The organism is Citrobacter amalonaticus (assembly GCF_002918555.1).
GTDB lineage: Bacteria > Pseudomonadota > Gammaproteobacteria > Enterobacterales > Enterobacteriaceae > Citrobacter_C > Citrobacter_C amalonaticus_A.
On the sequence record NZ_PQMB01000002.1, the window covers coordinates 950,203 to 973,041 of the forward strand.

Annotated in this window: 18 protein-coding genes; 6 read left to right on the forward strand and 12 right to left on the reverse strand. The window is 56.7% G+C overall.

Annotated features, from left to right (window positions below; translation table 11 throughout):
* Positions 1-67 precede the first annotated feature (67 nt).
* The 5 genes from entH to entC all read right to left on the reverse strand — a co-directional run bounded on the left by entH (position 68) and on the right by entC (position 5,053).
* Positions 68-481, reverse strand: coding sequence for a proofreading thioesterase EntH (gene entH / locus C3432_RS10100; RefSeq protein ID WP_103776468.1), 414 nt, complete (start codon positions 479-481; stop codon positions 68-70).
* 2 nt (positions 482-483) lie between these two features.
* The gene (entA, locus tag C3432_RS10105; protein WP_103776469.1) at positions 484-1,239 is read right to left on the reverse strand and encodes a 2,3-dihydro-2,3-dihydroxybenzoate dehydrogenase EntA; all 756 of its coding nucleotides are present in this window, start codon (positions 1,237-1,239) and stop codon (positions 484-486) included.
* Positions 1,239-2,096, reverse strand: coding sequence for an isochorismatase (locus C3432_RS10110; protein ID WP_103776470.1), 858 nt, complete (start codon positions 2,094-2,096; stop codon positions 1,239-1,241). Before C3432_RS10110 ends, entA begins: the two co-directional genes overlap by 1 nt.
* A gap of 13 nt (positions 2,097-2,109) precedes the next feature.
* On the reverse strand, positions 2,110-3,720 hold the full coding sequence (gene entE, locus C3432_RS10115; protein ID WP_103776471.1) for a (2,3-dihydroxybenzoyl)adenylate synthase EntE: 1,611 nt from the start codon (positions 3,718-3,720) through the stop codon (positions 2,110-2,112).
* A gap of 157 nt (positions 3,721-3,877) precedes the next feature.
* On the reverse strand, positions 3,878-5,053 hold the full coding sequence (gene entC / locus C3432_RS10125) for an isochorismate synthase EntC (RefSeq protein ID WP_103776952.1): 1,176 nt from the start codon (positions 5,051-5,053) through the stop codon (positions 3,878-3,880).
* A gap of 264 nt (positions 5,054-5,317) precedes the next feature.
* On the opposite strand from entC, the gene fepB reads away from it, so the two are divergent.
* On the forward strand, positions 5,318-6,265 hold the full coding sequence (gene fepB / locus C3432_RS10130) for a Fe2+-enterobactin ABC transporter substrate-binding protein (protein ID WP_103776473.1): 948 nt from the start codon (positions 5,318-5,320) through the stop codon (positions 6,263-6,265).
* Here fepB and entS read toward each other — a convergent pair whose 3' ends face one another.
* Entirely contained in the window at positions 6,266-7,519 is a 1,254-nt protein-coding gene (entS, locus tag C3432_RS10135; protein WP_103776474.1) for an enterobactin transporter EntS, read from the reverse strand.
* A gap of 111 nt (positions 7,520-7,630) precedes the next feature.
* Here entS and fepD point away from each other — a divergent pair, with 111 nt between their 5' ends.
* Genes fepD through fepC form a run of 3 tightly spaced genes read left to right on the forward strand, consistent with a single transcriptional unit; the run spans position 7,631 to position 10,415 of the window.
* Positions 7,631-8,635 carry a Fe(3+)-siderophore ABC transporter permease gene (fepD, locus tag C3432_RS10140; RefSeq protein WP_103776475.1) on the forward strand — a complete coding sequence of 335 codons (1,005 nt, stop codon included), beginning with the start codon at positions 7,631-7,633 and terminating at the stop codon, positions 8,633-8,635.
* Positions 8,632-9,624 (forward strand): iron-enterobactin ABC transporter permease, encoded by a 993-nt coding sequence (fepG, locus tag C3432_RS10145; protein ID WP_103776476.1) that lies wholly within the window; start codon positions 8,632-8,634, stop codon positions 9,622-9,624. The genes fepD and fepG overlap by 4 nt, the downstream gene beginning before the upstream one ends.
* A complete protein-coding gene (gene fepC / locus C3432_RS10150) occupies positions 9,621-10,415 on the forward strand; it encodes an iron-enterobactin ABC transporter ATP-binding protein (protein WP_103776477.1) in 795 nt (264 codons plus the stop codon). Before fepG ends, fepC begins: the two co-directional genes overlap by 4 nt.
* A 190-nt stretch (positions 10,416-10,605) precedes the next feature.
* Here the strand turns inward: fepC and wzz(fepE) are convergent, their stop codons facing one another.
* The 4 genes from wzz(fepE) to fes form a co-directional block, all read right to left on the reverse strand.
* The gene (gene wzz(fepE) / locus C3432_RS10155) at positions 10,606-11,736 is read right to left on the reverse strand and encodes an LPS O-antigen length regulator Wzz(fepE) (RefSeq protein ID WP_103776478.1); all 1,131 of its coding nucleotides are present in this window, start codon (positions 11,734-11,736) and stop codon (positions 10,606-10,608) included.
* 239 nt (positions 11,737-11,975) lie between these two features.
* On the reverse strand, positions 11,976-15,863 hold the full coding sequence (gene entF, locus C3432_RS10160) for an enterobactin non-ribosomal peptide synthetase EntF (RefSeq protein WP_103776479.1): 3,888 nt from the start codon (positions 15,861-15,863) through the stop codon (positions 11,976-11,978).
* On the reverse strand, positions 15,863-16,078 hold the full coding sequence (locus C3432_RS10165; protein WP_103776480.1) for an MbtH family protein: 216 nt from the start codon (positions 16,076-16,078) through the stop codon (positions 15,863-15,865). Before C3432_RS10165 ends, entF begins: the two co-directional genes overlap by 1 nt.
* 28 nt (positions 16,079-16,106) lie before the next feature.
* A complete protein-coding gene (fes, locus tag C3432_RS10170; RefSeq protein ID WP_103776481.1) occupies positions 16,107-17,315 on the reverse strand; it encodes an enterochelin esterase in 1,209 nt (402 codons plus the stop codon).
* A 229-nt stretch (positions 17,316-17,544) separates the two neighbouring features.
* On the opposite strand from fes, the gene C3432_RS10175 reads away from it, so the two are divergent.
* Both C3432_RS10175 and entD read left to right on the forward strand, forming a co-directional pair.
* Entirely contained in the window at positions 17,545-19,818 is a 2,274-nt protein-coding gene (locus C3432_RS10175; RefSeq protein WP_103776482.1) for a TonB-dependent siderophore receptor, read from the forward strand.
* A 46-nt stretch (positions 19,819-19,864) separates the two neighbouring features.
* A complete protein-coding gene (gene entD, locus C3432_RS10180) occupies positions 19,865-20,530 on the forward strand; it encodes an enterobactin synthase subunit EntD (RefSeq protein ID WP_103776483.1) in 666 nt (221 codons plus the stop codon).
* 237 nt (positions 20,531-20,767) lie between these two features.
* Here entD and C3432_RS10185 read toward each other — a convergent pair whose 3' ends face one another.
* Together C3432_RS10185 and C3432_RS10190 are read right to left on the reverse strand one after the other, a co-directional pair.
* Positions 20,768-21,703, reverse strand: coding sequence for a transketolase family protein (locus tag C3432_RS10185; protein ID WP_103776484.1), 936 nt, complete (start codon positions 21,701-21,703; stop codon positions 20,768-20,770).
* Complete coding sequence (locus tag C3432_RS10190; RefSeq protein WP_103776485.1) at positions 21,696-22,526, reverse strand: transketolase; 831 nt, start codon at positions 22,524-22,526, stop codon at positions 21,696-21,698. Before C3432_RS10190 ends, C3432_RS10185 begins: the two co-directional genes overlap by 8 nt.
* Between the last annotated feature and the right edge of the window lie 313 nt (positions 22,527-22,839).

The following is a 22,839-nucleotide window of genomic DNA, read 5'->3' on the forward strand; positions in this document are numbered from 1 at the left end:
ATTGCATTGTTAACTGGATCACTTCATTGGCCTGTTAACGCTGCAATCTCATTGGATATTACCGCTATTACCCCAGCACTGCGGTGCCCAGGCGACAGGTGCAGCAACGCCGCCCCTGCTCATCAAAAATAACGATTTCCCAGCACTGGTTTTGACGCCCAAGATGCAGCGGCTGACAGACGCCACGCACCTTGCCCTGCGAAACCGCACGATGGTGAGTGGCATTCAGCTCAGTGCCGACAACACACTGCCCGTCGCGGGTCATCAGGTAACCCGCCATCGACCCCAGCGTCTCCGCCAGGGCTGCCGACGCCCCCCCGTGCAGCAGGCCGAACGGCTGATGCGTACGGCTATCCACCGGCATTTCCGCCTCCAGCACATCATCCCCCAGACGGGTATAAACAATAGCCAGATGCGCCACCATCGTGTTCTGACTGGTGGCATTCAGCTCTTCAGGCGTTAAATGACGTTTCCAGATCATCGTTACGCTCCCAGCGTTGAACCGCCGTCGACCACGATATCCTGCAAGGTGATATGGCTGGCCAGATCGGAGGCGAGGAACAGAATCGTGTTGGCGATCTCCTGGGGGCGAGCGATTTTGCCCAGCGGAATACCGAGCTTGAACTGCTCGCCAAAGCCGCGTATACGCTGCTGTTCAGCATCATCGCTGACCCACAGAGTGCGCTGCATATCGGTGTCGGTTGATCCCGGTGAAACAACGTTACAGCGCACGCCGCTGCCCGCCAGTTCCAGTCCTACGGTCAGCGCCAGGCTTTTCAGCGCCGCTTTCGACGCTCCGTAGGCGCTCATGCCGATACGCGGCGTATGCGCGGCGTCAGAAGCCACGGTGACAATTGCCCCGCCCTGCTGCTGACGGAAATGCGCCATCGTCTGCTGGAACAGGTTAAACGTCCCGCCCACATTGACGGCAAAAGTATGTTGCCACTCTTCTGCGCTCAGCGCATCGGTCACCCCCATGCGCAAAATTCCGGCGGCGTTGACCAGGACGTCAAGCCGTTCCGTTTCCTGCAACAGGCGCGAGCACACTTGCGCAACCTGTCCGGCATCCGCCACATCCATCACCTGGGTGGTGAAGGGGTATTGCGCCTGGGGGAATTCACGATCGAATCCCACTACCTGTGCCCCGGCGTCAGCAAACGCCAACGCCGTGGTATAACCAATACCTTTGCCCGCGCCGGTTACCCAGACGGTTTTACCCTGAAAATCGAAACCCACCATCATTTCACCTCGCGGGAAAGCAGTTTCCACCAGGCGTCAATCGTTGGGTTCTTTGCCAGCATGACGAAATCAATATCGCCGTGTACCTTACGCCAGCGCGCCGCCAGCGCCATCATCCGAACGGAATCCAGACCGTAGTCGATCAGATTCTCATCATCCAGCGGCTCGTCGGACTCGTCCAGCAGTGGCAGAATCAGCGCACGCAGCGCTTCTTTGCTGGCAGGAACCGGAGTCGGCAAAAGCTCCTGAGTCATCACCACCCGGCCAGAGCGCCCGGCGACATATTTCAGCGACATCAGGTGCTCTTCACGGCTAAAGTCCGCCAGCGCATCCGCTACCATAAACGGCTTGATATCACGCATAAAAGCATCGGTGGCGGTGGTCATGCAGCCGATGTGAGCATACACGCCGGTGATGATCAGCTGGTTACGTCCCGTCTCTCTCAGCATCTGCTCCAGCGGGGAGCGATGGAATGCGCTGTAGCGCCACTTCACCAGCACCGTATCCTCCCTGTCCGGCGTCAGCAGATCCACGATCCTCTGCTGCTCAGGGGAACGCGTCAGTCCTGGCCCCCACATATCATTGAGCAGGGCGCGATCCTCATCGCTCTGCTCTTTGGGCTGAGCGGTGTAATAGACCGGTATGTGATGTTCTTTGCAGTACTGGCGCAGCGCGGCAATATTGGCAACCACCTGCGCCATCATAGGACAGTTGTCTCCCCAGAAGCTGACAAAGTAGTCCTGCATATCGTGGATCAGCAGCGCGGCGCGATCGGGTTCAAATGCCCAGCTGACTTTATTGGTCGGGATGTCCTGAGCGCCCGGCAGCGCATAGGCCTGTAATTTGGGAATTGCCATATTATTATCTCCTTCAGGCAGGTTTTCGTGATGCCAGCCACTGACGTAATTGTTTTTTATCGACTTTACCGACCGGCGTCAGAGGCAGCGCCTCAACAACTTCAACCCGGTCCGGCAATTTGAACTCTGCGACGCCCTGCTCGCGCAGGAAGCGGCGAACCTCTACCGCACGCAGCGGCGCCTGCACCGTCAGATACGCGCAGCTTTTCTCACCCATCAGTTCATCTTCCATACTGACCAGCGCCGCGTGGATCACCACCGGGTGACGCAATAACAGGTTTTCAATCTCTTCGGCAGCGATCTTCTCTCCGCCGCGGTTGATCTGATCTTTCTCGCGGCCCTGAACGGTGATGTAGCCGTCTTTATCGATGGAGATCAGATCGCCGGAGCAGTAAAAGCCGTCGGCGTCAAAGGCGCTGGCGTTGTGCTCCGGGCTTTTAAAGTAGCCACGGAAGGTGTAGGGGCCGCGCGTCATTAAGCGTCCCGTTTCCCCCTGCGGCAGCGGGTTGCCATCGGCGTCGGCGACCCAGATTTCGTCGTCCGGACACATCGGGCGTCCCTGAGTGTTGATAATGCGCTCCGGGCTGTCATCCAGACGGGTGTAGTTCACCAGCCCTTCCGCCATGCCGAATACCTGCTGCAACTGACAGCCGATTTCTGCCGGAATGCGGGCGGCGAGCGACGCGGACAGGCGTGCGCCCCCAACCTGCAACAGCGTAAGCGAGGCCAGCTGCGCGTTGCTGCCCCACTCACCGATCGCCTGGAGCCACAGGCTGACCGCCGGCGGCACCAGCGCCGTCGCGGTAATCTGGTGTTTCTCAATCAGCGGGAAGCAAAGCGTTGCGCTCGGATCGGCGGCCAGCACCACCGTGCCCTCAGCGAGAAACACGCCCAGCGCGCCCGGTGAACTCATGGCATAGTTGTGCGCCGCAGGAATCGCGCACAGGAAGCGCGTATCCTGCGTAAAATGACAGATTTCGTTACTGCGGCGCACGCTGTAGTAGTAATCGTTATGCGTGCGTGGGATCAGCTTCGGCGTGCCGGTTGTCCCCCCGGAAAGCTGGAAATAAGCCACTTCATCCGCCGGGGACGGCGTTGCCTCAACGTTATCCGCCGGCTGGCTAATCGCCGTTTGCAGACAGTGTTCACCCGTATCATTGAGCAGATGCACCACGCGAATGGCGCTGTGCTGCGCAACAAACGTGTTAAGGAAATCATCACTCCCAAACAGAGTATGCTGGCGGTCAGCGATCAGCAGCGACGGTTCAATCTGAGAGGCGTAAGCGTTAAGCTCGGTTCGCTGATGGCTGAACAGCGCAAGTACGGGCGCCACGCCGAGCTTTAACAATGCAAAAAAGGTGATATACAGCTCAGGCACATTGCCTAACTGTACCAGCGCGGTTTCACCTGATTTGATCCCCTGACGACGCAAGGTGCAGGCCAGGTTATCCGCTGCCTGATTCAGTTCGCGATAGCTAAAATGACGCTCGCCTTCAATCACTGCTGTTCTGTCGCTCCCTGCGTGACGGGTCAGAATGTCCGTCAGCGGTAAATCCTGCCAGTACCCTTTTTCACGATAGCGACGGGCAAATTCGTCAGGCCATCGGGTGAAAGGAATGCTCATCATCGCTCCTTAAAGCCTGGTTCACCAGGCGTATACTGTTGCAGCCAGTCTGGACGCGGACAGCGCACAACAACCGGAGCGTACACGCAGTACGTGAGGATGGTGAGCACTGCCCTGGACCAAAATGGCAAATAAAATAGCCTGATGGACCAGGCTCTTAATGCAGTCCAAAAACATTCAACATGGTGGAAAGCTTGACGCCTGTTTCGCGCCACTCTCCGACGGGAGAAGAGGCCGGTACAATCCCGGCACCGGCAAACAGACGCACCTGATTTTTAAGCAACTTCGCACAGCGAATAGTCACCACCCACTCACCGTTACCTTCGGCATCACACCAGCCAACAATGCCGCCAAACAGTTCACGGTCAAACGGCTCCAGTTCGGCAATCAGCGTTTTCGCCACCTGATGCGGGAAACCGCTCAGCGCAGGCGTCGGATGCAGCAGGCAGGCCAGCGTCAGCGCGTTTTCCTGCGCCCTGGCTTTCCCTTCAAATGGCGTACCGAGATGCCACAGCGTCGGCGTGGTGATCAGCTGTGGGGAAGAGGGCAGCTGAAGCTCGGTACTGCGATCGCGCAGTACCCTTTTCATCGCCTGCGTCACCAGATCGTGCTCATGACGATCTTTCTCCGACGCCAGCAGCCGATTGCCAGCCTCTCTGTCCAGAACGTCATCAGGCTGACGACGCGCCGATCCTGCCAGCGGCAACGAGCTAAAACGATCGCCCTCTTTGCGCAGCAGCAGTTCCGGGCTGGCGCCAATCAGTACGCCGCCATCGTCCAGCGGAACATGGAAGTTGTAACTAACCGGGTTTTGCGCGACCAGTCGTTCCAGCAATGCCCCGCTGTCTGGCTCCGCATCGGTGGTGATATCGATAAGGCGTGAGAGCACCACTTTGTCAACATCCGGCGTTGCCGTCAGCGCAGCGGCGCGCGACACCATCGCTTCAAAGGTCTCTTGTTCAGGAATGGCTTTGCGTTCAACAACATTCAGTGACTGATACCCGGTAAAGTAACGCGCAGACTGCTGTTTCTCCGTACGGGAGAACGGCTGCCAGGCGTGCGGAATAAACAGGGATGACTGCTGACGTGTATCGAAAGGGATGGCCCCCACCATAATGGGGCTGGCGATACCCTGCGCTTTCGCTTCTCCAAACAGTTGCTGTAATTTTTGCTGGAAGGCGCTGTCGGGGGCATCCCCGTCGATAGCAGGTTCGGAAAAGCGGGCGAAGCATCCTGACGTCGTAAAGCTGCGATACGGCGACATAAAGAAAAAGCGATCGGGAGCAATTGTTGCCATAGTCTGCTGAACTTCCTCGGCCAGTGACGTATCCATATCATCCTCCAAAATGATAAAGGTTTTAATAATGATTATCATTTATATTTCGGCGCTAACCTAAAAGCAAAATGCGAATATGTCAACTCTTCGGGTTGCACAATGTGCGACTTAGACTTGCATCCCGCCCCGCTAATAATGAAAATGAGAAGCATTAAATCAACATGACATGACACGCTTCGGACGCAGCAAAGCGGCAAGCAAATAAGCGCAGCTGACGAAAAGGCGGCCTGAGGGTGATGTGTCAATAACAGGAACTCATTTGTGCGACTATCTTCCCTGCCTGCCCTGCTAATTGGGCTTTTCGTTTTCGGATTCTCCTCAGCCCACGCCGCTGACTGGCCGCGCCAGTTTAGCGACAGTCACGGAACCCACACGCTGGAGCAGAAACCTCAGCGTATCGTTTCCACCAGCGTGACGCTGACCGGTTCCCTGCTTGCCATCGACGCCCCGGTTATCGCCAGCGGCGCCACCACACCCAACAATCGCGTTGCCGACAGCCAGGGCTTTTTACGCCAGTGGAGCGATGTGGCAAAAGCGCGCAAATTAAGCCGTCTGTACATTGGCGAGCCAGCCGCCGAAGCGGTTGCCGCACAAATGCCCGACCTGATCCTGATTAGCGCCACTGGCGGGGATTCCGCGCTGGCGCTGTACGATCAGCTCTCCACCATTGCCCCGACGCTGGTCATCAACTATGACGACAAAAGCTGGCAGTCACTACTGACCCAACTGGGCGCAATCACCGGCCATGAAAAACAGGCCGCCGCCCGGATTGACGCATTTGACAAACAGCTGGCAGCCGTTAAACAACAGCTCGCCCTGCCACCGCAGCCGGTTAGCGCGCTGGTCTATACTGCCGCAGCGCACAGCGCCAATCTGTGGACGCCGGAATCAGCTCAGGGCAAGATGATGGAACAGCTCGGCTTTACGCTGGCAACGCTGCCCGACGGGCTACATACCAGTAAAAGCCAGGGTAAGCGCCACGACATCATCCAGCTCGGTGGAGAGAATCTGGCTGCCGGGCTGAACGGCGAGTCGCTGTTCCTGTTTGCCGGAGACAGTAAAGACGCCGAAGCGGTTTACGCTAACCCGCTGCTGGCGCATCTGCCTGCGGTGCAAAATAAACGTGTTTATGCCCTGGGTACCGAGACGTTCCGTCTGGATTACTACAGCGCCATGCTGGTGCTGGAGCGGCTTTCCGCGCTGTTTTAATCACGCCCCGTCAGATGTTGCCATTTCTGGCGGCGTCTGACGGAATCGACGTAATTCACTGAGCAACAACAGTAACAACACCCCCACAATCACCAGGCTAAAGCCACTCACGCTCGCCGAAGCCACCGGCGTCATCATTGCGCCCAGACCGCCTAACAGCGCGGCGCCGATCGCATCGCCCGTCACGTTTTGCGCCGTCCATAACCCGTTAATCCTTCCCAGCATATTTTCCGGCGTCTGGGTTTGCAGCAGGGTGTACTGCAACAATGAGCTGATGGCGCTCAGCCAGCCAAACGCCGCCAGACACACCACGCCAAGAGCCCAGACGGGCATCAGCGCAAACAGCCCGATCGCCAGAAAGGAGCCAACGGTTGATGCAAGCATGATTAATCCTGGACGAACGCTATGTGCCAACTGTCCGCTGGTCAACGCCCCTACCGCCGCGCCGAGCGGGATAGCGGCATACAGCAGGCCGATTTGCGCCGCCGACATCTGCCAGCCCATTGCCAGCGCCGGATAGAGCACGCGCACCGCGCTCGCCATCGTTAACAGACCGCCTAATAAGGCAATACCGCCAATTAACGGGCTGGCCAGCAGGAAGCGAAACGCCGCCAGTAAAGATGTCAAAGGATGTTCACGCTGTTGGGGGGGCGGAGGTAATGCCGGCAGGCTCAGCAGCGGTAGCAGGGTAATAAACGTGCCCGCCGCCGCCAGTCCATAGTTCCAGGCCACGCCGCCGGTGGCTAACAGCAATCCCCCAAGCATCGGCGAAATCACCGAACCCAGGCGCACCGTCAGCATTGTAATAGCCCCTGCCTGCATCAGATTTTCACGTCCGACCAGCGCGGGCGTCGCGGCTAACAGTGCCGTCACGCCAAGCGAGGCAAAGAAGCCATCCCACATGCCAAGCAGATAAATGGCCAACAGCGAGGGGGCCGGCAATAAGGCATTCAGGCACAGGCCAATAAAGCCTATACCACAGGTTCCGCGCGCCAGCAGGATCACTTTTTTCCGTTCATAGCGATCGGCCAGCACACCTCCCACCATCAGACCGATAAACATGGCACTCCCGGTGAGGGTAACCGAGAGGCCAACCTGCCAGGTGGAGTGAGTCATTATCTGGATCTGTACGGGTACCGCTACGCCAAGCAGCCCCAGAGAAACAATAGAGATAAAACGGGCAAGGAAAACCGCACGAAATGCCGGGTGCGTCTTTAGCAGGCTGAGATTGAGCAGCCAGGATTGTCGATTCATTACAACGCCTTACCAGGTAATTTTTAAATATCCATTCAATGGCTACACATGCTAACATAACCAAATAAGATCGATAACGATAATTACTATCATTATCAGGGAAGTTTAAGTATGCCATGCTCTGTTTCCGTGACGCGCGCCCTTGCCGTGCCCGGATTGTTATTATTATTGGTTTTCGCTACGGCATTAAGTCTGATCATCGGGGCAAAGCCCCTGCCCGTCTCCGTGGTTCTGGACGCTCTCAGCGGAACCTGCCAAAGCGCCGATTGCACCATCGTGCTGGACGCGCGTCTGCCACGAACCCTGGCAGGGCTGCTGGCGGGTGGCGCGCTGGGTCTGGCTGGCGCGTTAATGCAAACGCTGACCCGCAACCCGCTTGCCGACCCGGGAATTCTTGGCGTGAATTCCGGCGCCAGTTTCGCCATTGTCCTCGGCGCATCGCTGTTTGGTTTTTCCTCCCCGCAGGAGCAGCTCATCCTGGCATTTTCCGGGGCGTTGGTGGCATCGCTGATTGTCGCGTTTACCGGCAGTCAGGGCGGGGGACAGCTCAGCCCGGTTCGCCTGACGCTGGCGGGCGTCGCCCTTGGTGCGGTGCTGGAGGGACTTTCTTACGGCATCGCCCTGCTTGACCCTGACGTCTACGATCAGCTTCGCTTCTGGCAGGCCGGTTCGCTGGACATTCGCAGTCTGGAAACGCTTAAAGTGGTTATCGTGCCGGTGTTACTGGCCGGGGCGACTGCGCTGTTTCTCAGTCGTGCCCTGAACAGCCTGAGCCTGGGCAGCGATACTGCAACGGCGCTGGGGAGCAAGGTGGCGCGAACGCAGCTCATCGGCCTGCTGGCAATTACCGTTCTCTGCGGCAGCGCGACGGCCATTGTTGGCCCTGTTGCCTTTATTGGCCTGATGATGCCACACATGGCGCGCTGGCTGGTCGGCGCAGACCATCGCTGGTCGCTGCCCGTCACGCTGCTCGCCACCCCCGTCCTGCTGCTGTTTGCCGACATCACTGGTCGCCTGATTGTTCCTGGCGAACTACGGGTTTCCGTAGTTAGCGCCTTTATTGGCGCGCCCGTATTGATTTTCCTGGTTCGTCGCAGACCGCGAGGTGCCGCATGATGCACGTATCTCGTCGGCTACTCATTAGCTGTCTGTTCCTCATTGTCGCCTGTCTCACTATCGGTTTGTGGAGCCTGCGTAGCGGGGTTGTGCCGCTGGAAACTCAGCAGATTATTGCGGCGCTGCTGGGTGACGCGCCGCGCAGCGTTACGCTGGTCGTCACGGAATGGCGATTGCCGCGCGTACTGATGGCGCTGCTGATTGGTGCTGGGCTCGGCGTCAGCGGTGCCATATTCCAGTCGCTGATGCGTAACCCACTCGGTAGCCCGGACGTGATGGGCTTTAACACTGGCGCCTGGAGCGGCGTTCTGGTGGCGATGGTGCTGTTTGGTCAGCATCTGACGGCTATCGCCCTGGCAGCAATGGTCGGAGGCATTCTGACCTCACTGGTGGTCTGGGCGCTTGCCTGGCGCAACGGTATTGAAACATTCCGCCTGATTATTATCGGCATCGGCGTGCGTGCCATGCTGGTCGCGTTTAACACCTGGCTGTTGCTGAAGGCCTCGCTGGAAACGGCGCTCACCGCGGGATTGTGGAACGCGGGCTCACTCAACGGCCTGACATGGGCAAAAACCTGGCCCAGTGCGCCACTGATCCTCATCATGCTGGTCTGCGCCGCGCTGCTGGTGCGCCGGATGCGCCTGCTGGAGATGGGGGATGACAGCGCCTGTGCGCTTGGGGTTAGCGTGGAGCGCTCTCGTCTGCTGATGATGCTGGTGGCGGTGGTATTAACCGCCGCCGCCACCGCGCTGGCCGGGCCGATCTCATTTATCGCACTTGTCGCACCGCACATCGCCCGCCGTCTCAGCGGCACCGCACGCTGGGGCTTAACCCAGTCCGCGCTGTGCGGGGCGCTGCTTCTGCTCGCCGCCGACCTGTGCGCACAACAGCTGTTTATGCCTTACCAGTTACCGGTTGGCGTCGTCACCGTCAGCCTCGGCGGTATTTACCTTATCGTCTTGTTAATTCAGGAGTCCCGCAAAAAATGACCTCATCAGTAGCCCGTTTGCGTGGCGACCAGCTAACGCTGGGTTATGGCAAATTTACCGTCGCTGAAAACCTGAACGTTTCGATTCCCGACGGCCACTTCACGGCGATTATTGGTCCCAACGGCTGTGGTAAATCGACATTACTGCGCACGCTAAGCCGCTTGATGACCCCCGCACACGGTCACGTCTGGCTGGATGGCGAACATATACAGCGTTTCGCCAGTAAAGAGGTGGCGCGACGCATCGGTCTGTTGGCGCAAAACGCCACCACGCCGGGCGATATCACCGTCCAGGAACTGGTTGCGCGTGGGCGTTATCCCCATCAACCGCTGTTCACTCGCTGGCGTAAAGAGGATGAAGAGGCGGTGACGCAGGCGATGCGCGCCACGGGGATTACCCATCTGGCTGCGCAAAGTGTGGATACCCTTTCCGGCGGTCAGCGCCAGCGGGCATGGATAGCCATGGTGCTGGCTCAGGAAACGTCAATCATGTTGCTTGATGAACCCACTACATGGCTGGACATCAGCCATCAGATCGACCTGCTGGAGCTGCTCAGCGAGCTGAATCGTGAGAAAGGTTATACCCTCGCCGCGGTATTGCACGACCTTAATCAGGCGTGTCGTTATGCCACGCATCTGATTGCCCTGCGTGAAGGGAAAATTGTCGCTGAGGGAGCACCAAAGGAAATTGTATCCGCGGAACTGATAGAGAAGATCTACGGACTGCGCTGCATGATTATTGACGATCCGGTCGCTGGAACGCCGCTGGTCGTGCCGCTTGGGCGTCGATAAAAATGCCGGATGGCGTTCAGCCGTCCGGCAGGACATGACGTGAGACGGTGCGTGATGTATGGGCCGTCAATTAAGGCGCTGTGACTGAGCCTGGACTAAGAGCCTGACCCACCAGGCGTTATTGGCGCAGGCAGTTTGAGCACTGCCCTGGTTCAAAATGGCAAGAAAAATAGCCCTGATGGGGCTGGCTCTAAACGTTCTTCCATCCCGATGTCTGATCCACTCTACGCGACAGCATGGCATGACGCAGCAGCACGCCGCCGCAGGAGACCAGCCCCCCAATTAACGCCGCCAGGATAACCACGATCGCTTTACCCGGCCCCTCTTTTTTCACTGGCAGCGAAGGCATCAGCTGATATTTAAACGGTGAAAATTTTACATCGCTGATATTCACCGACTCCAGCTGCTGGATATGGTACTGGCGATTTTTTAAATCGGCATTCAATTCGGTGACATCCGTAAGACCCTTCTCAATCTCGAGCTTACGCTGAATACCGTCAGCGCCAAGGGAAATAGAAAACTCAGGATCGTCTTTCACCGCCTGGCCATTGCTGTAAACGGGTTTCTTAATCCCGGCAGCCCGGGCAATTTCCAGAGAATAATTGAGTCTTTGAATGTTAGTATCCAGTTGGTTTTTAACCCTCGCCCGATCTAACGCCAGGCGTTCTTTCTCAAAAGTGGTTTTGATCTCTAACTTATTGCGAATATTCTCCAGTGACTCTTTCACGACAATATCAGAGATAAACTGGATATATCCTGCCAGCACCGTTTGAGCTTCTTCTTTCGTGGGCGCGGTAAAACTCAACGTCCATGAGGTGTAGAGCGTCGTTTCATTTTTCTTCCCTGAATTGCTGTCAGCCGCTTTCATCTTCTCACTGAGAGCAACGATTGCCTGATGCAGTTCCAGATCGTTGATTTCGGCATCTTTGAGCTGATCCATCACATAGGAAGACGAGCGCAGATACTCTTCCAACAGCGACGGTGACTGAAACTTCTTAATAAAAAGGTTAAACGCACCGGCGCGATCCACGCTCACATCCAGGTCCAGGACGCGTAACGTCGTCAGCGTTCTCTCCAGAGCCTGCCACTGGACAGCTTCTGCTGGCGTAACGATGGCTTCGCTGGTCCATTTTTTCGGCAAAAGAAAAGAGATCAACAAACCGACACACGCAAAAGCCAAAACCGATGCCACGATCCGACTTTTCGCCTGCCACAAAACATCAAGGAGGCCCAACAGATCTATTTCATTATTTTGCGCGGGAGCCAAAGTATAGCCAGTAAATTCCGAATCTTTATCGTACTTTGCGTTGAGTGACGGCATGCTGTGTGTCCTGCAGCGGATTCCATAAGGAGCGATTCTTATAAATATTCTAACAGAGTATAAGATTAATCTGAAATCATCTTTACAACAGACCTCCTCAACAACGATAAAATCAGAAGCCCTCCCCCTTCGACTAAGATTATTAATAAGTTAATAATCACGACAAAAAATATTCCCGCAACGAGTTCCCTTCATTACGGGGGTTATCGATAACCTGACGTGACATAAGACTGCTGTACTTATATTTCCTTGAGCAAACGGGCGATAATGGGACCTATATTTTCAAAAGATGCAGGTGAAATAATATCGACGTGTGCGCAATCCTGACGATAAATATCCAGCTCGCTAATCCACGGCGCCCAGCTGTGTTCAGGGCTGACGCCATCGGGCAGCGTTCGCTCAGCCACAAACAGTGTCGCCCGGCCATCAAACGGTACGCTGTGTGCCGTGGTCAGCAGGCGCACAGCATCGGCATAGTTTCCTTCGATAGCGCTGAATAATTCTGCAGATCCATTCCCTTGCTGAGCGGCAAGGAAGGCTTCACGCTCGCGTTCAATTTCTGCCAGCACCTCAGGATCCAGACCATTGGCCTCTTTTTCCTGCCAGTTTTGTGTTTCCGGTGGCCAGGTATCCAGCAACCCAAGAAACGACACCGACTCCCCGCGCGCACGTAAGCGCGCCGCGATCCCTTGCGCCAGCGTGCCGCCAAGAGAATACCCCAGCAGATGGTAGGGACCGTGAGGCTGTTGCTCCAGCAGCGTCGCCAGATGACGTTCACAAACCGCATCCAGATTTGCCGCCGTTTGCATGGGGCCTCCCGGACGCGGCGACTGGATCCCGGTGATTGTCCACTCCGCGCTGAGATAACGTGACAACACGCTGAACTGCCAGGCGAAACCGGAGGCCGGGTGGAAGCAAAACAGCGTTGGTCCGTGGCTTTCGCGAAGCGGTAACCGCGTTTCGAAACCCAGACGACGGGCGGATTCATCCTCCTTCGCATCAAGCAGCGCGCTGAGCTGGGCCACCGTGGAGGCTACCATCACCTGTCCCGGCGTGACCTGACGCGCAAACTGACGGCTCAGCAATGCGGCAAGTTTCATTGCCAGCAGCGAGTGCCCGCCCAGGGCAAAGAAATCGGCTTCAATATCGTTAACTTCACACCCTAACAAAGCGGAGAACGCCTGCGCCACGGTGGCTTCCGTTCCCGACAGCGGTGCGCGCCCTTTCGCCCGTTGCGTAAGCGCCGGCATCGGCAATGCTTTACGATCCAGCTTGCCGTTGGCGCTAAGCGGCAGCGCTGCCAGTTGCAGCAGAACCACGGGGACCATATGCGGTGGCAATTTTTCCCGCAGCCGGGCCTGCAACGCGGGAATGTCCAGCGGCAGTCCGGACTGTGACACCAGATACCCCACCAGCTGCCGGGCATCTCCCCCTGTCGCTGCCGCCTGATTAAAGACGCAGGCGTGGGTAACAGCCTGCTCAACATCATCCAGCGACTGCATTACGCGGTCAATTTCACCCAGCTCAATACGCTGACCACGAATTTTTAGCTGATCGTCACTGCGCCCCAGATACTCCACCGCGCCAGACTCCAGCCAGCGTGCCACATCCCCGGTACGGTACATGCGTTCACCTGGCGCAAACGGATCGGCAATAAAACGGCTGGCCGTCAAATCCGGTCTTCCCAGATACCCCTGCGCCAGTTGGATCCCGGTCAGATAGAGATCGCCCGCCACGCCAACGGGAACCGGACGCATCATCGCGTCCAGAATGCGCAGCCCGGTGTTCCACACCGGATAACCAATCGGCACGCTGCTTCCCGCGACCTGCGCCAGCGCTTCGCCCCATGCGGGATACCAGCTCACATCCACCGCCGCTTCCGTTGGACCATACAAATTATGCAACGGTGCCCGCGTCAGTTGTTCCCACTCCCGACACAGGGAAGCAGGCAGCGCTTCGCCGCTACAGAAAACATGTTGCAACGTCGCGCAGTTTTCGTGGGCGCTTTCCGCCGTTAACGACGCGACAAACGCCGCCAGCATTGAAGGAACAAAGTGGGTGGTCGTCACGCCGTAGTACGCAAAGAAGCGCTGCATCGCCAGCGGATCGCGATGGGCGTCCGGCTCCGCCATCACCAGTTTTGCGCCCGCGATAAAAGGCCAGAAGAATTCCCAGACCGATACATCAAAGCTGCACGGCGTTTTTTGCGCGACCACATCATCTGCCGTCAGGGGATAGTGATTTTGCATCCATAACAGGCGGTTGACGATGGCCGTTTGTCCCACCATCACCCCTTTGGGTCTGCCCGTCGAGCCAGACGTAAAAATGATGTACGCCGTATGATGCGGCTGCGATAAGACAGGCAGCGCCGTCTCTCCTCCCGGCAGCGGTTCGCTATAGCAGAAGCTTTCCAGTCCCGGAATGTCGTTGAAGCGCGCCCGCTGTTCCACGGTGGTAATCAGCAGCTTCGGCTGCGCATCTTCCAGCATCATCCGCAGACGATCGTCCGGGTATCCCGTGTCGAGCGGCAGCCACGCCGCCCCCGCCTCGACGATGCCGTGCAACGCCAGCGTCAGAAAGACAGAACGCGGCAAAGCGACAGCAACGCTGTCACCAGGCTTAACGCCGCGCTCACGCAGCAGCGTCGCCAGGGCGACAACCTGCTCGCGCATTTCACGGTAGCTGAACTGATAGCGGGCATCCGCCAGCGCCGGTGCATCCGGCGTTTTATTTACCTGTTCCGCGACCAGCGCGCTAAGCGTCGTGGTGGGGATTTCCACCGCCGTCGCGTTAATCTTTTCCAGCTGTGCATATTCTGCCGGAAGCAGCATTTCGGCATCCCCGCAGCAAAGCGAAGGATTGGCGGCAAACTGAGCAATTAAAGACATCAGGCGTGCAGCGTGCTGCCTCAGTGTGGTTTCATCATAACGTTGCTTATTGGCGAGAAGCTCAATGCTCAGTCCCCCCTCTTCATCCGGGAACAGCGCCAGTTCCAGATCGTTGACCGGCCCGGTCGCCAGCGTATGGGTCTGTGCAGCAACGCCCGGAATAGCGAGCTGATAATCAAAAACTTTAACGTTTAACACCGGGCCAAACAGCGGTTCTTCCCCCGCGGCTTTCCCACTGTCACGCACAATTTGTTCAGCATCGTAGCGCTGATGCCGCCGCATTTTCTTCAGCTGTCCGGCAAGACGCGTCGCCAGCTCAGGCAGGCTTTCCGATGCCACAAGCTGTACGCCAAGCGGCAGGACATTGAGCACCGGACCGGTCGCCGTCAGTGCGGCGGAACCCATCCGGCGCATAAAAATAAAACCTGCGGCATACTCCATCCGGCTGCACAGCCTTCCCAGCCAGAGCGCCACTAACGCCAGCGCTAAATCCGTGCGCTGCACGCCAGGCATCTGCGTCGTCAGCTGCCGGAAATCCCCCTCCGGCGCGTTGAGTTTCATACGGATAATCTCCGCTGTCGCCGCACGACCCGGCAACGGAGCCGGAGAAAGCGAGGCGGGAGGCGGTAATTCGCGACGCTGCTGCGCCCAGAAAGCACCGTCACGCACATACGCATCGCTCTGACGATACTGCTGATACTCTTCCACCACCTCAACGAACGAGGTAAACGGGGAATCTGGCGTCGCATCGCCCTTCAGCCAGGCACAATAAATGTTCACGATCTGACGGGTAATCGCCGGGAAACTGAAGCCATCGACCAGTAAATGATGGTAGCGCTGATACCAGTACCAGCGGTTGTCATCCACCTGAATCAGTTGATGAAATACCAGCGCTTTGCCGCTGTCGACGCGCAAATCTTGTTGCAGATCCGCCTGCATCAGCGCACAGGCTGCGTCGTGCGGGTGTGGGCGCGCACGGAGATCGACAATCTCCGGTTCAGCAAAGGTAAATGTCTCATCCACCCATTGCCAGACATCGCCATTATCTTCTGCAAAGCGCATTCGCAGCGTGTCAGCCTGCTGCATCCCTGTTACTACGGCGCGCGACAGCAGCGGCGCATCCAGCGATCCGCATAATTCCACATAGTGAGCGACGCTCCAGGCGGAGGGGAGATCGGAGAGCTTTTCCGCCATCCAGATCCCTGGCTGGGCGGCAACCAAAGGTAAACGCGGGCGCATTATGCCTCCTGTTTATCGGCAAAATGGGCCGGAATGAGTGTGGTCCAGTGCGCGTCCAGCCATTGCTGACATGCTTCTTGTGATTGCGGCTCGCAAACCACCTGCCAGCCCGCAGGTAATGCACACTGCCGTGGCCAGAGGCTAAACTGACGCTGCGAATTTTGCAGAATGTAGAACTGTCCCTGCGGATTATCGAAGGGATTACTGAATTCCATACTCAACTCCTGTCGTAAAAATCGCTGGCTAAAGCAGCGGCTGCCAGAGATCGATCAACCCCTGCGTTAAGCCGCCGCGCCAGCAAAGCGCATCATGCCCGCCGTCCACCTGACGCCAGAAAACCGACTGCCGTGTGCTCTGTAATTGCGCATAAAGCGCCTGGTTGGCGCGAAAAATAACCGGCTCTCTGACACCCGCCTCCAGCACGATGCGCAGCTTCCGGGCAGATAACGTGCCCGCTTTTAGCTGTTCAATAATGTCGCCGTCCTGATGTGCGCCGCGATGCGGCCACCAGAAAGAACCGGACTGGCTCAGCACGCTGCCAAAGCGTTCAGGCCAGTGCAGTCCAGCATACAAAGCGGACAAACCGCCAAAGCTCTGCCCGGCCACCAGCGTACGTTCCGCACGATGGCTGAACGGTGCGACGCGATTTGCCAGCGGCAATAGCTCCTGCTGCACAGCCAGCCAAAAATCCGCATTGCAGGGCAGCTCACTGGCCCGGTGAGTGGTATCAATAGCATCAATGAGCAGATAAACCGCCGGGGGAAGTTGTTGGCGTTGAGTCAGTGAGGTAAGCGCAGGCCAGACCGGCATACTTTGTGCCCAGAACTGCCCGTCGAGCAGCACTGCCAGAGGACGCTCTTCAGGCTGCGCGTCACCCGTGGTAAAAATCCATACCCGACGCGAGTTGCCCAAACGCCTGCTGTGCCAGTCCAGAATAACGGGAGGCGATTGCGGCTCCATGGGGGAATCCCAGCCAGGCTGCACCGGGGCTTGCGGCATTTCCAGCGCCGAAACCGCATGGCCACGGCCACCTTTCCAGCTCTGCGGATTGAGCGGATCGGCAATCGCCTGCGGCAACAGCTGTCGCCAGCCTTCCCGCAGCGTTGCTCTGTCCGGCGTGTCTCCCCCGCTCAGCGACGCAAACGCATCGTCACGTTCGGCAGGGACAAAGCAGTAGCTGCCGCGCCAGCTGGGGCTGAATGTCGTGCTCCACCGCCAGACATCGGTGCCAGCAATTCGCCGCATCGTCTGCGGAATGGCATTTTGATGGTGGTCGGTAACGCCGGTAATGTAGATCCAGACACGCCGGATAGCAGAGCACAGCTCGCTCCCCTGCGGATCGCGCCACCAGAAAGTTACCCGATAATTTCCGTCCTCTTCACGTACCCATTCAGGCCCGTGTTTTGACTGCCACCAGGCTTCGCTTCCTGTTGTAAACGCCGTCACCGTCATAACCCCATGTTAACTGTGTAATTTTTTATTAATTGATAAAAATTATTGATAATATTATTGATAACTATTTGCATTTGCAATAGCGTATTGTCGCGCTGTGGGAAGCGCGGACAGTATTTAACCAATTATAAAACGCCAGCACTGCGTGCTTTATCTGGAACGGATCGTTTTCGCAGATGCGGACAATATCAGGCTAAAAGCTTGTGGCTAAAGAAAAGCAGGAAATACAATGAACAAGAAGATTCATTCCCTGGCCTTACTGGTCAATATCGGGATTTATGGGGTAGCGCTGCCTGCAATGGCAAACGAGACAGCCGATAGCGCCGCCGCCTCTCATGAAGATACCATCGTGGTCACCGCTGCCCAGCAGAACCTGCAGGCACCCGGCGTTTCGACCATCACCGCTGATGAAATCCGCAAAAATCCCGCCGCCCGCGACGTATCGGAAATTATCCGCACCATGCCGGGCGTCAACCTGACCGGTAACTCAACCAGCGGCCAGCGTGGTAATAACCGCCAGATCGATATCCGCGGCATGGGACCTGAAAACACCCTGATCCTGATCGACGGCAAACCCGTCACCAGCCGTAACTCCGTGCGCCTGGGCTGGCGCGGCGAGCGTGATACCCGCGGCGATACCTCCTGGGTACCGCCGGAAATGATCGAACGTATTGAAGTGCTGCGTGGTCCTGCCGCGGCGCGTTACGGCAACGGTGCTGCCGGTGGTGTGGTCAACATCATCACTAAAAAAGGCGGCAGCGAATGGCACGGTTCCTGGAATACCTACTTCAATGCCCCGGAACACAAAGACGAAGGCGCAACCAAACGCACCAACTTTAGCCTGAACGGTCCCCTGGGCGGAGATTTCAGCTTCCGTCTGTCCGGCAATCTTGATAAGACTCAGGCCGATGCGCGTGATATCAACCAGGGCCATCAGTCTGAACGTACCGGAACCTATGCTGACACCCTGCCCGCCGGACGCGAAGGCGTCATCAACAAAGACATCAACGGCGTGGTGCGCTGGGACTTCGCCCCGATGCAGTCCATTGAGCTGGAAGCGGGTTACAGCCGTCAGGGCAACCTGTACGCGGGTGACACCCAGAACACCAACACCAACCAGCTGGTAAAAGATAATTACGGTAAAGAGACTAACCGCCTCTATCGCCAGAACTACTCCCTGACCTGGAACGGCGGCTGGGATAACGGCGTGACCACCAGCAGCTGGGTGCAGTACGAACATACGCGTAACTCCCGCACACCGGAAGGTCTGGCGGGCGGAACCGAGGGGATCTTTGATCCAAAAGCCGCGCAGAAATATGTGGATGCCGACCTGAACGACGTCACGCTGCACAGTGAAGTGAGCATGCCATTCGATCTGCTGGTAAATCAGAACCTGACGCTGGGTACCGAATGGACCCAACAGCGCATGAAAGACATGCTCTCTAACTCGCAAACCTTTATGGGGGGCGACATTCCAGGCTCCAGCGGCACCGATCGCAGTCCGTATTCAAAAGCAGAGATCTTCTCTTTGTTTGCTGAAAACAATATGGAGATAACCGACAGCACCATGCTGACGCCGGGTCTGCGTTTCGATCATCACACTATCGTGGGCAACAACTGGAGCCCGTCACTGAATCTGTCGCAAGGTCTGGGTGATGACTTTACCCTGAAGATGGGGATCGCACGGGCGTACAAAGCCCCGAGCCTGTACCAGACTAACCCGAACTATATCCTGTACAGTAAAGGTCAGGGCTGCTACGCCACGGGCGCGGCTACCGGCATCGGCTGCTACATGATGGGTAACGATGATCTGAAAGCGGAAACCAGCGTCAACAAAGAGATTGGTCTGGAGTTCAAACGTGATGGTTGGCTGGCCGGTGTAACCTGGTTCCGCAACGATTACCGTAACAAGATCGAAGCAGGTACGGTGCCATTTGACAGAACCTCAATCACCAATAAAGGTAAAACGACTTACACCGATATCTATCAGTGGGAGAACGTGCCTAAAGCGGTGGTTGAAGGTCTGGAAGGGACGCTCAATGTTCCGGTGAGCGATACCGTTAACTGGACCAATAACATCACTTACATGCTACAGAGTAAAAACAAAGAGACTGGCGAACGCCTGTCAATTATCCCGGAATACACGCTGAACTCCACGCTGAGCTGGCAGGTACACCAGGATGTCTCTGTGCAATCCACCTTCACCTGGTACGGTAAGCAAGAGCCGAAGAAATACGATTATCAGGGCAAACCGGTTACCGGTTCGGATAAACAGACCATCAGCCCGTACAGCATTGTGGGTCTGAGCGCGACCTGGGATGTGACCAAAAACGTTAGCCTGACCGGTGGCGTGGATAACCTGTTCGACAAACGTTTGTGGCGTGAAGGTAATGCCCAGACAACCGGTAGTACAACCGACGTCTCTTATATGCGTGGCGCAGGCGCGTACACCTATAACGAACCGGGGCGTACGTGGTACATGAGCATCAATACGCACTTCTGATGCTGGCCTTCCCTCCCCTGCACGGGGAGGGATTTTCCAGGAAATCATGCGAACAACCTATACTTCCCGAACCATTGCAGGCCACAGGCTGCACATTATTGAGTTCGATCCTGCCAGTTTTCACGAGCACGACCTGCTGTGGCTCCCCCATCATGCGCAATTACAGACGTGCGCCAATAAACGTAAAACCGAACATTTAGCTGGCCGGATTGCCGCAGTCCATGCGCTGCATGAATACGGTCATAAAACGGTCCCTGGGATCGGCGACCGGCGTCAACCACGATGGCCGGAGGGTCTGTCTGGCAGCATTAGCCACTGCGCAACAACCGCGCTGGCCGTCGTCTCGCGACAGCCTGTCGGTGTGGATGTGGAGGCCATTTTTACGCCCACGCTGGCGGCTGAACTGGAAAGCTGCATTGTGACGGAAGCAGAACGCAGAAAGCTGGAAAGCAGTGGACTGCCAGTGGAACAGGCGCTCACGCTGGCCTTTTCCGCCAAAGAGAGCGCCTTTAAAGCCACCCCGACGTCGCGGCAGGTGAACGCCGGGTTTATGCAATATCAAATTGTGGACGTTCAGAAAAACCAGATGTTGCTGCAGAGCCATGCCCGGACGTATCGAGTGCGGTGGCTGTTTTCAGGTAGCCGCATAATCACCCTGGCAATGCGCTATACACAAAATCATTCAGGTTGCATCGAGGCGACAAGTGAATGATAAATTCGTCTGGAACGAATTTGACCAGCCAAAGGCTGGCCTCCGGTGAGGGACAAGGATGTCCCTCATTAAATCCCCAGGCGCGTACAAGCAGTACGTGACCGGGGAGAGTGACAAATCTGCAGGGAACAGATTTGAACGTCGCACAGCGGCGGTCCGTAAGGGCGAGTCTCATGGATGAGACGAGTAACTCAGTAGCCCACAAAGAGGCGGTTTGAAGGATGAAGTGTATACACTTCAAAGCATTTCCCGCGCCTGGGCTGCAATGGCCTGTGCGTCAAAACCGTGGTGCTGACGCAGCCAGCCGCGATCGGCCGCCGCCGCGTACTCGCCATCCGGGATCCCTAAACGCTTCAGAACCACGCCCTCCCCGGCTTCCGCCAGCACTTCCGCCACCAGACTTCCCAGCCCACCGTTAACATTATGCTCTTCTACCGTGATTGCGGCCCTGCATCCCTTCAACACATCCAGCAGGGCATGGGTATCACACGGTCGAATGGAGGGCACGCTCACCACCTTCACCTGAATACCGGAATCCGCCAGCAGCGCGGCAGCATCAACAATTTCATGGACCGTGGAACCCGTTGCCACCAGCGCCAGATCGCCCTCTTCCCGTAGCGTCACGACCGCTCCAGGTACAAAGCGGTAGCTTTCATCATGAAGCTCCGGCAGCGCTTTTCCGTCCAGGCGGATATAGACCGGCCCTTCATAGTCAATGGCATAATCAATTATCTGTCGACACTCCCGCGGTGAAGAGGGCGCGAAAATCTGGATGTTGCCAAAGCCGCGCATTATGGCGATATCATCAATCGAATGGTGCGTGCTCGCCAGCGGACCATAGCTGGCACCGGCGTTAAGGCCAAACAGCTTCACATTGGTATTGTTGTAACAAACGTCGACTTTAATTTGCTCATTGGCGCGCGAAATCAAAAATGGCGCTGCGTTACAGGTGACGGCGACCTTGCCGCCGAGCGCCAGCCCCGCCGCGGTTCCGACCATACTTTGTTCGGCGATGCCCACGTTGACCAGTCGGCCTGGAAACTGCTTCATAAAAGGGGCAATTTTCGCGGTTGACGTTGAGTCCGCCACCACCGGCACCAGGTCAACACCATTTTCTACTGCATCAATAAACGCCTGAACCATGACGTTCGCGAGGTGTTCTGCATTACTCATCTTTTAACTCCTCCAGAGCCAGTTCGATCTCTTCACCTTTCGGCACCCGGTGGTGCCACTCAGGACGCCCCTGGATAAACGAGATACCCGCGCCTTTGGTGGTATTGGCGATAATGACGTTGGGTTTGCCTTCCTGTTTCAATCCTTCCAGCGCGGCGACAACCGACGCCATATCATTCCCCTGGCATTCGGTGACCTGCATCCCAAACGCCTGCCATTTTTCAGCAAGCGGGTCGGTATTCATGATTTCGCGGGTTGGCCCTGCCAGCTGAAGATTGTTTTTGTCATTAATAATGACCAGGTTATCAAGACCATAATGCGCCGCAGCCAGCGCCGCCTCCCAGTTACTTCCTTCAGCCAGTTCGCCATCACCGGTTATCAGAAAAATACGGCGGGAGCGGTGGCTTTTCTTCGCCGCCAGCGCCAGGCCTACCGCCACAGGCAAGCCGTGGCCCAGAGCGCCGGTATTGAGTTCAATACCCGGCGTTTTCTGACGAACCGGGTGGCCTGGCAGATGGGAGTTTGCGTGTTGATAGGTTTCCAGCCAGTCAATCGGGAAAAAACCCGCCTCAGCCAGAACGCAGTAGTAGCAGCCCACCGCATGACCTTTAGACTGGATATAAATGTCTCGCTCGTCATCGGCGATCCGATCCGGGGCGACGTTAAGAATGCGGAAATAGAGTGCGGTAAGTAGCTCAACCTGGGACAGGTCCGCACCGGTATGTCCTCCCGCAGGGCTATTGGCATTTAATCTGACGATGTGACGACGCACAGCTCGCGCTTTGCGTTCAAGAGTCTGGATATCATAGTGCCAGGGATTCATTTAACACCTCTGAATTTATTTTCAATATGGAATATTTATTCCATCAGGGACTAAAAAAACCAGAAATCCCCATGCATCGCATCACAAGGCTTACGCCACTGCATCATACTCAGGAACATTCTGCCTCCTTACTGCGGCCACAATGACGCCGGTAATAATTCGTTGACCTGGAGCCATCTTGAATATATATTCACATATGACTCTTTATTCAATTATGCAACCTCTTTTCCGTATTTGTCCATAGCTGTTTTTGAGGATTGGTTAAACTTAGAGCTTTATCACACTTAACTGTGCACATTTTTCGCGTATGATA

What these genes read in the sequence shown, in the direction of transcription:
- entH (WP_103776468.1), bottom strand. Translation starts at nt 481, where the DNA reads ATGATCTGGAAACGTCATTTAACGCCTGAAGAGCTGAATGCCACCAGT.
- entA (WP_103776469.1), bottom strand. Translation starts at nt 1,239, where the DNA reads ATGGTGGGTTTCGATTTTCAGGGTAAAACCGTCTGGGTAACCGGCGCG.
- C3432_RS10110 (WP_103776470.1), bottom strand. Translation starts at nt 2,096, where the DNA reads ATGGCAATTCCCAAATTACAGGCCTATGCGCTGCCGGGCGCTCAGGAC.
- entE (WP_103776471.1), bottom strand. Translation starts at nt 3,720, where the DNA reads ATGAGCATTCCTTTCACCCGATGGCCTGACGAATTTGCCCGTCGCTAT.
- entC (WP_103776952.1), bottom strand. Translation starts at nt 5,053, where the DNA reads ATGGATACGTCACTGGCCGAGGAAGTTCAGCAGACTATGGCAACAATT.
- entS (WP_103776474.1), bottom strand. Translation starts at nt 7,519, where the DNA reads ATGAATCGACAATCCTGGCTGCTCAATCTCAGCCTGCTAAAGACGCAC.
- fepD (WP_103776475.1), top strand. Translation starts at nt 7,631, where the DNA reads ATGCCATGCTCTGTTTCCGTGACGCGCGCCCTTGCCGTGCCCGGATTG.
- fepG (WP_103776476.1), top strand. Translation starts at nt 8,632, where the DNA reads ATGATGCACGTATCTCGTCGGCTACTCATTAGCTGTCTGTTCCTCATT.
- fepC (WP_103776477.1), top strand. Translation starts at nt 9,621, where the DNA reads ATGACCTCATCAGTAGCCCGTTTGCGTGGCGACCAGCTAACGCTGGGT.
- entF (WP_103776479.1), bottom strand. Translation starts at nt 15,863, where the DNA reads ATGCGCCCGCGTTTACCTTTGGTTGCCGCCCAGCCAGGGATCTGGATG.
- C3432_RS10165 (WP_103776480.1), bottom strand. Translation starts at nt 16,078, where the DNA reads ATGGAATTCAGTAATCCCTTCGATAATCCGCAGGGACAGTTCTACATT.
- fes (WP_103776481.1), bottom strand. Translation starts at nt 17,315, where the DNA reads ATGACGGTGACGGCGTTTACAACAGGAAGCGAAGCCTGGTGGCAGTCA.
- C3432_RS10175 (WP_103776482.1), top strand. Translation starts at nt 17,545, where the DNA reads ATGAACAAGAAGATTCATTCCCTGGCCTTACTGGTCAATATCGGGATT.
- entD (WP_103776483.1), top strand. Translation starts at nt 19,865, where the DNA reads ATGCGAACAACCTATACTTCCCGAACCATTGCAGGCCACAGGCTGCAC.
- C3432_RS10185 (WP_103776484.1), bottom strand. Translation starts at nt 21,703, where the DNA reads ATGAGTAATGCAGAACACCTCGCGAACGTCATGGTTCAGGCGTTTATT.
- C3432_RS10190 (WP_103776485.1), bottom strand. Translation starts at nt 22,526, where the DNA reads ATGAATCCCTGGCACTATGATATCCAGACTCTTGAACGCAAAGCGCGA.